The organism is Actinomadura bangladeshensis (genome assembly GCF_004348335.1).
Lineage (GTDB): Bacteria > Actinomycetota > Actinomycetes > Streptosporangiales > Streptosporangiaceae > Spirillospora > Spirillospora bangladeshensis.
On the sequence record NZ_SMJW01000278.1, the window covers coordinates 1 to 10028 of the forward strand.

At 72.8% G+C, this 10028-nt stretch carries 9 protein-coding genes; 3 read left to right on the forward strand and 6 right to left on the reverse strand.

Features of this window, described 5'->3' with window-relative positions:
* The 3 genes from E1284_RS34330 to E1284_RS34340 form a co-directional block, all read left to right on the forward strand.
* On the forward strand, positions 1 to 623 hold a 623-nt coding region (locus E1284_RS34330; RefSeq protein ID WP_131944327.1), incomplete at its 5' end, for a vWA domain-containing protein.
* Between the two features lie 164 nt (positions 624 to 787).
* A complete protein-coding gene (locus E1284_RS34335) occupies positions 788 to 1165 on the forward strand; it encodes a hypothetical protein (RefSeq protein ID WP_131944328.1) in 378 nt (125 codons plus the stop codon).
* Positions 1162 to 1584 carry a hypothetical protein gene (locus E1284_RS34340; RefSeq protein WP_131944329.1) on the forward strand — a complete coding sequence of 141 codons (423 nt, stop codon included), beginning with the start codon at positions 1162 to 1164 and terminating at the stop codon, positions 1582 to 1584. The genes E1284_RS34335 and E1284_RS34340 overlap by 4 nt, the downstream gene beginning before the upstream one ends.
* A 53-nt stretch (positions 1585 to 1637) precedes the next feature.
* On the opposite strand, the gene E1284_RS34345 is transcribed toward E1284_RS34340, so the two are convergent.
* From E1284_RS34345 to E1284_RS34370, 6 genes are read right to left on the reverse strand one after another with little or no spacing between them, the layout of a single operon-like run.
* Positions 1638 to 2261, reverse strand: coding sequence for a DUF2637 domain-containing protein (locus tag E1284_RS34345; protein ID WP_131944330.1), 624 nt, complete (start codon positions 2259 to 2261; stop codon positions 1638 to 1640).
* Entirely contained in the window at positions 2258 to 3250 is a 993-nt protein-coding gene (locus E1284_RS34350; RefSeq protein ID WP_131944331.1) for a C40 family peptidase, read from the reverse strand. Before E1284_RS34350 ends, E1284_RS34345 begins: the two co-directional genes overlap by 4 nt.
* Complete coding sequence (locus tag E1284_RS43790; RefSeq protein WP_131944332.1) at positions 3250 to 4164, reverse strand: replication-relaxation family protein; 915 nt, start codon at positions 4162 to 4164, stop codon at positions 3250 to 3252. The genes E1284_RS34350 and E1284_RS43790 overlap by 1 nt, the downstream gene beginning before the upstream one ends.
* On the reverse strand, positions 4161 to 6695 hold the full coding sequence (locus tag E1284_RS34360) for a DUF8128 domain-containing protein (protein ID WP_131944333.1): 2535 nt from the start codon (positions 6693 to 6695) through the stop codon (positions 4161 to 4163). Before E1284_RS34360 ends, E1284_RS43790 begins: the two co-directional genes overlap by 4 nt.
* Positions 6692 to 8563, reverse strand: coding sequence for a VirB4 family type IV secretion system protein (locus E1284_RS34365; protein WP_131944334.1), 1872 nt, complete (start codon positions 8561 to 8563; stop codon positions 6692 to 6694). The genes E1284_RS34360 and E1284_RS34365 overlap by 4 nt, the downstream gene beginning before the upstream one ends.
* The gene (locus E1284_RS34370) at positions 8563 to 9552 is read right to left on the reverse strand and encodes a PrgI family protein (RefSeq protein ID WP_131944335.1); all 990 of its coding nucleotides are present in this window, start codon (positions 9550 to 9552) and stop codon (positions 8563 to 8565) included. Before E1284_RS34370 ends, E1284_RS34365 begins: the two co-directional genes overlap by 1 nt.
* Positions 9553 to 10028 lie beyond the last annotated feature (476 nt).

Genomic DNA, 10028 nt, shown 5'->3' on the forward strand with positions numbered 1-10028 from the left:
CCCCGCCCGGACGGCTGTCCATGCGCGGCGCGCTGGCCGCCGACGCCCAACGCGCCGCCGGAACCGTCCCGACCGCCGAACCCTTCACCCAGACGACCCGCCGTCACGTTCCCGCGCCGCCGCTGCGCATCGGCATCGCCTGCGACGTGTCCGGATCCATGAAAGCCCTGGCGCGGCCGGTCGCGTCCGCCGCCTGGATCATGGCCCGCGCCGCCGGGCACGTCCCCGACGCCGTCGCGGCCACCGTCATCTTCGGCTCCACCGTCCGCCCCATCGTCCACCCCGGGCACGCCCCCAACGCCGTGACCGACTTCGCCGCCAACGACTCCCGCGAAGACTTCGTCCAGGCCGTCGACGCCCTCGACTCGGCCGTCGAGTTGACCCGCCCCGGCGCCGCCCGCCTGCTGGTCATCGTCTCCGACGGCAAGTTCAAGAAGGACCAGCCCAAAGACGGCCAGAAACGCCTCGACCGGCTCACCGCATCCGGATGCGCCGTGCTGTGGCTGGCCCTGACCGACGACGCGCGGGTCATGAACGGTGCGCACCCGATCACCCTGACCGACCCCGCCGCAGCCGCCGACGCCATCGGCACCGCCGCCGCCCGCGCCCTACGCAACGCGTAACCACCCGCGCCCGGTGCGCCCCCGGTAGGGGCGCACCGGGCCCGCAGCCGTACCCGCCAACCGCTACCAGGCGCCCCGTGACCGCCTGGCCTGGACGGAAGGCAGCGGCGCTGGCATCGCCAAGAAAGCTCCAACACCGACAGGAGAGCCGCACCGTGAACCGCATGGAGTCCTACATTCGTGACCGCCACGACGACGCCCACCGCGCGCGTTGCGAGGCAGAGGCGAAGATGCTCGCCGGCCTCGACGAAGGAGAGGACATCGCCGCCGCCGTTGCTGCCGTCGCCGCCGCCCGCGCCACCGCGTCCTGGTGGGACGAGCCGGTCACCGACATCGACCACGAGGGCCTAGACCCCGTAGAGGCGCTGTGGCGCGCCCGCGAGTCCGCCCGCCGCGCGCTGACCGACCACACCATCCCGCGCCACGCCGACCCCTTCGCCCAAGGCTTCGCCATCGCCTTCATCGAGGCCACCCGCACCTTCTACCGCGACACCGCGCACCTGAACGCCCTCACCACCCGCACCGAAAGGACCCACCCGTGAACCACCTTTCACCAGCCGTCACCCGGCCCGAGGCGACCGACGCCTGCCTGGTCTTCGAGCTGTGCGCCCTCATCGACGCCACCGCCAAACTCGACGAGAAGCCCCGTGACCGGCTGCAGGCCGTGCAGGAGGTGGTCGCGGTCGCCTACCGCGTCGCTGAGGCGGCCGAGCCGATCCTGGACAACGAGGCCGCGCTGCTCACCGCCCTGCGCGAGGCCGCGACGGCCCGCCCGCCGATCCCCGAGTCCTGCCCCGGCTGCCAGAAGATGGACGGTGGCCGGTGCGGACACCACGCCGGAAGCACCGACGTCGCCGAGACCTACCACGAACTCGGCCACGCCCTCAGCGGCCCCGCCTACGGCCCTTCCCGCCCTGACGGCCTGGCGCCGACAGCCGCCGCCGACCGGCCCTCACGATGACCAACTGACGAAGAGGCGTGAAGACCGCGCCCCCACCAATTCGGCGCGCGAGATCAAGGCGTACTGGGTGAAGATGGCGCCGGTCCCTGGGCGCGGGCGATGATCTGCTTGACCTTGCGCCGATCGATGCCGTGCTTGTCGGCCAGGTACCGCTGCGACAGCGGACGCCCCGGCCCGTTCAGGCTCGCCAGATACTCGGTCAGCACGGCCTGCTCCGGCGTCTGCTCCACTTCGGCGCACGCGGGCCCGGCCCGCTCCGTTGCGGTGCGCCCGCCCGCCTCACCCGGCCAGGACGGGCGCGCGTGGCGAGTGAGAGTCATCAACAACTCGAACGAGCCGACCAGCGCCAGCGCGGGCCACGCGCTGACCAGCGCACCGATGGGGCCGTGGGCGGCGCCGTGCGCCACGTTGGCGCCGACGGTGGCGCAGATGCCCGCCGCCAGGCTCCACCCGGCCAGCGCCGGTATCGGCCGGGCGCGGCGGCTGGCATCCAGGATCACCATCGACGCCGCCCAGATCAGCCCGTCCACCGTGAACGGAACCAGCCGCGCCGTAACCCCGGCCTCGCCATAGGAGCGGACCAGGTCGAGCATGTGCGCGTAGGAGATGAGCGCGGCGACACCGGCGACCGTCACCACCGCCAGCGCCGTGGTCGCCCGGATGAGGCGGTCGGTCACCGGCCGGCTCCTCTCGCCCTCGTCTCTGCTCTCCGGTGCGCGGCAGGTCGGGTGAATCCGAGCAGGGTGGAGCGGCGGTAGGACTGGACCTGCACCACGGTCCCCGTGTGCGGCGCGGCGATCATCTTCCCGCCACCGACCACCAGGCCGACATGCCCTGGATTGTTGGCGGCGGTGCCGGGACCGGAGTTGAAGAACACCAGATCACCTGGCTGTTCTCGGCCGTACGGGACGCGGGGGCCGTGCCGCCACTGCGCACCGGACACGCGCGGGATGTCGACTCCGGCGGCACGGTAGGCGGCATAGGTCAGCCCAGAGCAATCGAAAGCGCCCGGCCCGGTGGCACCCCACACATACGGTTTGCCGAGTTGCGCGCGGGCATAGGCGATCGCTTCCGCGGCAGCCTTGCCGGGAGGCAGCGCTGCGGAGAAGGCGCTGGCGCACTCGGCTGGACTCGTCTCGGCATGAGCCCCGCCCTGGGCGTAGGCGCGGGCTTGTCGGAGGACCTTGTCCACGTAGGTGCGCGAGTGGTTGTACTGGAACAGCGCGGCCCGAACTCGTTCAGGGGCCCCGCCGTGCCGCAGGTAGCGGGCGGCGGCGGGTACCGCGTCGGTCGGATCGTAGACGTCTCTGCGGCCGTCGTGGTCGCCGTCGACACCGAACGAGGTCCAGGTGCCGGGCATGAACTGCATGGGCCCGGCGGCTCCGGCGTGGTTGCGGCCCGAGGCGATACCGGGCCCGGTGCCGCGCCCGTGATCGGACTCGACCTTTCCGACGGCTGCCAGAACATGCCAGCCGATCCCGTACTTTTCTCCGGCTGCGCGGTAGAGCCTCAGATAGGCGGGCGGGATGTCGCTGACGGAGTCGCCGGGGGCGGGCTGGCAGGCCCCGCTTTCGGCCCCGGATCCGGGGAGGACGGCGCCGAGGACGGCGATGAGCACCGCAATGAGTCCGAGGAGCGCGGCGGCTGCTCCGATCACCAGCGGCATCAGATGGTCTCCGACTCGTGCCGGGGCACCGTTCCCCAGAAGGTGGCCAGGTCGGCGAGCCGGAGCCTGCGGCTGGTGGTTCCGGCGGGCAACCACACGGGCCCGGCGGGGCCGTCGGGCGAGGCGGCGGGGGTGTGGACGGCGGTGGCGACCGGAACCTCGGGAGCGCCGAGCAGGGCCCGCAGGTTGGCTTCCCGTTTGGGGCTGGGGAGCCAGATCAGGACGGGTGTGGTGGTGCCGGTGGCTTCGGCGAGGTCGGCGTAGCCGCCGAGTTTGCGGGCGACGCGGGCGAGGGTTTCGGTGCCGGTGTCGTGCTCGAGGAAGAAGTCCACCGTTGTCGTGGTGCCACCGAGGCGGGGCTCGGTCCAGCGGCCGAACGCGTCCGGGCGGGCCAGGTCACCCCAGTGCGCGGCGCAGCGGTGCTCGGACCACCACTGGTCCAGGACAGTGCCGTCACCGCGTTGGTGAGCGTGGGAGTGCAGGCGGACGAAGAAGTCGTTGACGCCGACCTGATGGGCCAGGCGAGGCGAGACGGCGATGCCGGTCGCGGCATCTTGCCTGTATCCGAACGCGCTCAAGGTCTGGCCGTGCTGGACGGCCAGCACGTGCGCTCCGGCGGGCCCCAACACCCAGTGCCAGGGCCCGGACCCGACCGGCACCCAGGTCCGGAACCGCAGCAGCGCATGCAGCCGGTGGAGCTGGTTGAGGCGCTGGCGAGCACGCTCGGGGCTGGGAAAGAACAGGGCAGTGAGCTGCCCGGTGGTGAGAACGCGGTGCTCCCACACCAGGGCGAGCAGTTCCCGGTCACGGCCGGTCAGCCGGTAGGCGACCTCGGCCACCAGCTCGGCGGTCATCCGGGGCGGCCGGATCTGCGCGCCGCGCTGCCTTATGGACGTCTTCGGCCGCCGGGTCACGACTCCACCTCGACATCCGCACCGTCCGCCGAGCCTTCCGCCGCGCGGTCTTCTGGGCCGCCGGTCTCGGCCGGCGTCGACGAGGCGCCGGCCAGGTCCCGCAGCCCAACGGCGGGGATGAGGCGTTTGCTGCGTCCGGCGGCGTATTGCTCGCGGGAGGCGCGGCGGACGGCTGCGGCGCGTCCGGGGACCGGGTCGGGGAGCGGGCGGGTGCGGAAGGTGAAGGCCGGGGTCGGGGCGTTCCCGTCCATCAGCCGGGCCGCCGCCTGGTACGCCCCGAGGTGGGACAGGTCGTGCGGGGCGAGCAGGGGTGCGGTGTGGCGGGCCAGGTCGGTGGCGTCTTCGGGTGAGGCGGCGAAGTAGATCTTGTTGCGGGCGTCGGCAGACACCGCGTCGCGCAGGTCTTTGGGGAGCTGGGACAGGTGCTGGTGGGCCAGGGTGAGGCTGAACCGGTAGGCGCGGGCCTCGGCGAGGATGTCGGAGATGGAGCCGGGCAGGTTGAGGAAGTTGTGCGCCTCGTCGATGTAGGCGGAGGCGTCGCGCCGCTCGCCCTCGTGCTGGGTGGCGCGCGGGGTGATGGCCTGCCAGGTGTGCGCCAAAAGTAGCGACCCGAACAGGCGGACGGCGTCCTCACCGAGCACGCCCTTGGGCAGCCGCGCCAAGACCAGCCCGCCGGAGCCGAGCATGCCGCCCAGATCAAGAGTGGAGGCTCCACCCGACAAGGTGTCGCGGACGAACGGCCGCAGCAGCACCGCGCGGAGTTTGTTCATCACCGGCCCGATCACCGACGCCCGCGCCGCCGGAGTCAACTCGTCGTAGGAGGCCCAGAACCCGCGCAGCAGTTCGTCGTCCAGGCGGGTGGTGACGCGGGTGCGGTAGGGGGTGTCGGTGAGCAGGCGGGGGATGTCGGCCAGGGTGGCGCGGGTGCCGTTGACGCGGGTGAGGGTCAAGCACGCCGAGCGGAGCAGGTCGTCCAGGCGCGGCCCCCAGGAGGAGGAGAAGCAGCGGCGGAAGGTGGTGACGATCGACTCGGCCGCGAATGCCGGATCACCGCCCGCCAGCACGTTCAGGCAGGGTGGGCGGCCCCGGTCGGCCGGGTCGAACACCACCGTCTGCCCGACCGCCCGCTCGGGGAGGCGGTCCAGGATGTCGGCGACCAGGTCGCCTTTGGGGTCGATGACCAGCGCGCCGCGCCCCGCGGCGGCATCGGACAGGATGAGGTTGGCCAGGAAGGTGGACTTGCCAACCCCGGTCTGCCCGAGCACGTGCAGGTGCTGGCGGGCGCCGGCGACCGTCAGCCCGACCGGCCGCGGCGCCCCGGCTTCGGAGTCCCCGAGCACACGGACCCCGGGCCCGGCCACCGGGACGGCGGGCGAGGGCGCGATGGGGCGGGCTCCAGCGCGGGTGACACCGGGCGCGGCCAGGTCGTAGGGAAGGTGCGCCAGCGCCGCCAGCTCCGGCACCGACAGCAGGTAGCCGCCGTGCAGGTGCCGAGACTCCAGCCGCGCGGCGGGCCGGCGGAGGCGCCTGCGGCGCAGGCGCTGGTGGCCGGAGGTGAACAGCGCGAACGTCGACGCGACTTCGTGGGCGTGCGCCCGCAGCCACCCAGCCTCGACCTGATCGGGGTGGCGAGTGGCCATGCCGTAGCGGATCTGGACCTCGAAACGCGGCTGGGCGGCTTTACCGAGAACGGCGCGGACCTGTTCGGCGCGTTCGGGGTGCAGGCGGGCGAGTTCGGCCGGGTTGTTGTGCCCGGACATGCCGGGGGTGACCAGGTCGAACAGGAGGCTCTGGGGTGCGGTGGAGCGGCCCCCGCGCAGGGCTGATGCGGCCCGGTGGGCCTTGCCGAGGCGGCGGCCGGTGGCGGGGCGGGCCAGGATCTGCACGGCCAGATGTTCGCCTTCGGCCAGCCCGGACGCCGTCCCCAGCAGGCCCCGTAGCGGGTCGGTGTCGTGGCCGCTGGTGAGCGGGAAGTGCTCGGGCCGGGCCAGGACCAGTCGTCCGCCCGCCGCGCCGTACTCCGGGTCGAGGGGAAGCGGTGGTGTGGCGGAGTGGGTGGTGAGGGTGGCGCCGGGCCAGGACGCCCGGACGGTCTTCTCCACAATTCCAGGCGGTATGGTGCCGGGCACCCAGATGTGGAAGCGGACGCCGTTGTGGTCGGCCCGGTACTCGAAGGCCAGGTGCGGCTGCCCGAAGACCAGCCGCTTCCAGCGCGGGTAGGTGAGGCCGATGAGGCGAGCCCACCAGGCAGCAGCGGAGGCCGGCTCCACCTTCGGCGGCACCGCCACCTCGATCAACCGGGCCCCCGGAGCGAGCCGACTGTTGCGCCAGTCCCACAGCACCCACCGGACACTCGCCCACGCGGCGGCAGCCCCAAGGACACCCAGCCCGGCGACGGGCCCGTATTCGGCGGCGGCGTCGATGAGCCGGTGCGGGGCGTGACCGAGGTCGGACAGCAGCCCGTACAGGCCCGTGCCGCCGCCGATGTCGTGGACCACGGCAGCGTCCTGGAACAGAAGCGTGCGAGTCATCGGTTATCGGCCTCCGTTTCCGTGGCTGCGATGCTGCCGTCCTTGCAAGCGTGGGCGGCGAGTTCAGCCGGGTCGGTGGTGACGAGCTGGTGCTCGTGGCCGCTGGCGATGGCGGTGAAGGCGGCCCGGTCGGCTCCGGCGCCGGTTCCGCACAGCAGGCCGTGGCCGCGGTCGGCCGCGAGCAGGAAGGTCTTCTCACCGTCGGTGAGGTCGAAGGCGTCGGCGATCGGGTCGACGACCTGGGGCGCTTGGCGCAGCAGGATCTGGGTAGCGGAGTTGGCGATCACCGCCCGCCCCAGATCCGAACCGAGCAGGTCTCCGGCATCCTGGGTGACCACCGCTAGGCCCGCCCAGTGCTTGCGGGCGGACTTGGCCAGCCGGTATAGGAACCGGGCGCCCTCGTCTTCACGCATGAGCATCCACGCCTCGTCGACCACGACCAGGCGGCGGCGCCGGTCGGCCGGGTCGGCGACTTGCCGCCAGATCGCGTCCAGGGCCAGGAGCATCCCGACGGTGCGGGTCTCCTCGGGCAGGTCCCGCAGTGAGAACACCACCAAGTGCCCGCAGGGGCGGGTGGTGGTCGGCCCGGCGAACAGGCCCCGGTACGAGCCGGTGGTGTAGGGGGCGAGCCGCGCCGACAGATCGGCCGCCGTGCCCGCCTCCGGCGCCTGCGACCCGGCGACCTGGTCGAGTTGGGTGGTGAGGTCGGCCAGGACGGGGGCGGGACGCGCCCAGGTGCGGGGGTCGGAGCCGATGCCGCGCGACCGGTAGGCGGCCAGGACCGCGCGGTCCAGCACCGCCCGCGCCGCCGGTGTGAGCGGCTCGTCCAGCATTGCGCCGATGAGGGTCTGCAGGAACAGCGCCCGCCGGATGAGAGTGTCTTCGCCCTGCCCTTCGGGGAGGTCGAAAGGGTTGAAGCAGACGCCGGGCGCCCCGAGTGCGATGCGGGTGCCGGCGACGTGGTCGCACAGCCGCCGGTACTCGTCTTCGGGGTCGATGACGGCGACGTGCACGTCCTGGTACAGCAGTCGCAGGGTTTCCAGTTTGGTGAAATAGGACTTGCCGGCCCCGGAGCGGGCGAGGGTGACGGAGTTGTAGTTGTCCTGGGCGAACCGGTCCCACACCACCACACCCGAGGAGTAGGCGTTCAGCCCGTACAGCACCGGGGTGTCGCCCAGCACCGGCTGCAGGTCGGGTGAGGTGAAGGGGAACGCGGCGGCGAGCGCGGCGGTGTCGAACACCCGCCGCGTCCGCACAGTGTCGTGCGCGAGGGGGAGGGTGGTGGTCCAGCCTTGCAGGGCGCGGAAGGTGGTGGGCTGGGCGTCCAGCAGTAGCGAGGCGGCCAGTGCCCGCACCCGCTGTACCTCACCTTCCAGCACGCCCGGGTCCGGGGCGTGCACGGTCAGATACAACCCGACCCGGAACAGACGGCCGTGACCTCGGGCGAGGGAGGCGGCGAGTTCGGCGGCGTCGTCGGCCGCGGCCTCGGCGGCGAAGTCGGCCAGCCGCCCCTGCTGGGCGTTGGCGCGCGACGCTGATTCCAGGCGGGCGAGTTGGCGGCGGAGCCGCTGCGCGGCGATCAGCGGCGGGATCGGGTCGATGTGCAGGGAGACGTCGAGGCGCCCGGGATAGGTGAGCAGCGGCTCCAGCCAGCCCGCCCCGACCTCCCGCGGATACCCGGTAACGGCGAATGACGCGCACACACCGCCGGGCAACTCCAGCGACCGGGCGTTGACGCGCAGCGCCGACGGCCCCAGCCCCAAGCCGGCCAGGCCACCTTCGGTGCCGTCGGCGAGCCCAGGCCCCGAGTTGTCGGATTGGGTGGTAAGGCCGAGCGTGCGTGCGAGCGTATGGAGCGAAGGCCTCATCAGCCCTCCTTCTGGTGACTGATCACGTCGTCTGAAGCGGAGTTGTCCCCAAACTGGGGCTCACCTGGGGACAGCGATTCGGCCAGAACGGCGGCGGCGCTGCCGGAGTCCAGGACCTCGGCCGGGACGGCGAGGGCTGCCAGGCTCTGCACGGCTTCGGTGGCGCGTCGCAGGGCGACCGCCGCGGCCGAGTCGCGTGCCGCCTGGCGCCGTTCGTGCTGCCGCCATGGCAGGACGGAGGCGGGAGCTGGGAGGTGGCCGGTGATGACGATGAGGACCTGCCGGATGAGCAGGTCGTGTGCGCTGCCGAGGTCGGTGAGGAACGCGGCGTGCGCGCACGCGGCCTGCTCTAGCGCCGGATCAGGTAGGGCGGGTGCGTGCTGAGTAATGTGGTCGGCCAAGCCCGTCAGGTCGACGGGGTGGGCCTGGACGAGAATCTGGACGGGTGCGTCGAGGGAGTTGAGCCAGCGGCCGAACGCCGCCACCAGCCCGGCCTGCTCACCGGCCGTCCGCAGGCCGAAGGTCAAAGTGCCGGTGCGGACAATGACGGCGACCTCGCCATCGGCCAACTCCAGTACCCCGTCCTGGCGTATGGCACGGACCGGCAGCCGCAAAGGCTCAGGGAGCCGTCCACGCATCCGGCACCAGGCCGGTGGCGGCGGCACCGGCTCCCCAGCGGTAACGCGTTCCTTTCCCGCGCGCAGGTGGCGGAGGGCGGCCAGACAATAGCGGTCGAGGCTCATCCCGTCGTGGCGGGCGACCGCGAGCACGACCCCGACCGCGAGCACCGGCACCAACACCGCGACCAGGACCGGCAGCGGTATCAACGGCCCGACAGTCAAGAAGATCCATAGGCAGGCTGCGGCGGTGCCGGCCAAGATGCCCAGTTGCCGGGTGGTAAGGCCGTAGAGGATCTTGTCGGGCTGGTCGATGTCGGCGGGGATCTTCGTACTCATTGGCGCCCGGTCGTCTTGGTGGCGGGTGCTCATCGGCGCCTCCTGGTCTTGGGCGGGTCGATCCACAAGGTCAGCTGCCGCCGCGGGACGGGCCGTCTGGGCATACCGGGCAGCATCAGCTGCCGCGACCGCACCCGCGCCCGCCCACCCGCCACCGCGCCGCCGGGCGAGGGCGGCCGGGGCACGCGCGTCACCGGGACCGGCAACGCCAGCTGCGTCGCCCGACGCGTGCGGGTCTTGCCGGTGGGGGGGATCGGCAGCGACATCTGCACGGGTGCCCGGACCGTTCGCCGGTCACTGGCGGGCCCGGCGCTGGACGGTGGGCCTGGCGGCATCGGGATCGCTCCAGAAGGCATCGGGATCGCTCCGGTCGGCGACGCGGGCGGCGGATCGGACGGGCCCGGCGGCTCCAGCGCCGGAGGCGCGCCACCTGGTGGTAGAGCCAGGTGGGACGGGCCAGGCAGCAGTTCCGGTAGAGGCCGAGACCACTGCGGAGGTGGGGGAGGCGG